At 63.4% G+C, this 1101-nt stretch carries 1 protein-coding gene; it reads left to right on the top strand.

Translation table 11 applies throughout. The features are described from left to right. A partial coding sequence (gene hemA, locus FFR93_RS40445; protein WP_138397231.1) for a 5-aminolevulinate synthase occupies positions 1-1101 on the top strand: 1101 nt, incomplete at both ends.

The raw sequence follows: 1101 nt of genomic DNA on the forward strand, positions 1-1101 counted from the left end.
TTTCAAAAACGAGCTGGACGGGCTTCATGCCGAGGGCCGCTACCGCGTTTTTGCCGATCTCGAACGTCACCGCGGCAACTTTCCGCGCGCGACGCGCCATACCGCGAATGGCGAGCAGGAAGTCACGGTCTGGTGCTCCAACGACTATCTCGGCATGGGCCAGAACCCGAAGGTGATCGAGGCGATGAAGAGCGCCATCGACCACTGTGGCGCGGGTGCGGGAGGCACCCGGAATATCTCTGGCACCAACCATTACCACGTCCTGCTCGAGCGGGAGCTTGCCGATCTGCACGGCAAGGAAGCAGCACTGATCTTCACCTCCGGCTATGTCTCCAACTGGGCCGCACTCGGCACGCTCGGCGCGAAAATTCCCGGCCTGATCATCTTCTCCGATGCGCTCAACCATGCCTCGATGATCGAGGGCATCCGTCATGCCAAATGCGACAAGGTGATCTGGAAGCACAATGACGTCGCCGATCTCGAAGCCAAGCTTGCGGCCGCCGATCCGAAGGCGCCGAAGCTGATCGCCTTCGAGAGCGTCTATTCGATGGACGGCGACATCGCCCCGATCCGGGAGATCTGCGACCTGGCCGACAAATACGGCGCGATGACCTATCTCGACGAGGTGCATGCGGTCGGCATGTACGGCCCGCGCGGCGGCGGCATTGCCGAGCGCGAGGGGCTGATGGACCGGCTGACGGTCATCGAGGGCACGCTCGGCAAGGCCTTCGGCGTGATGGGCGGCTATATCGCTGCTTCCGCGGCGCTGTGCGATTTCATCCGCTCCTTCGCCTCCGGCTTCATCTTCACCACCGCGCTGCCGCCGGCATTGGCCGCCGGTGCGGTCGCCTCGATCCAGCATCTGAAAGTCAGCCAGTTCGAGCGCGCCCGCCATCAGGACCGGGTGCGCAGGCTGCGCTCGCTGCTCGACCAGCGTGGCATTCCGCATATGCACAATCCCAGCCATATCGTGCCGGTGCTGGTCGGCGATGCGGCCAAGTGCAAATGGATCTCCGACCTGCTGCTTGACAATTGCGGCGTCTACGTCCAGCCGATCAACTATCCCACCGTGCCGAAGAAGACCGAGCGGCTGCGCATCAC

The sequence above is a fragment of the Rhizobium sp. MHM7A genome, from assembly GCF_005862215.1.
Classification (GTDB): domain Bacteria; phylum Pseudomonadota; class Alphaproteobacteria; order Rhizobiales; family Rhizobiaceae; genus Rhizobium; species Rhizobium bangladeshense.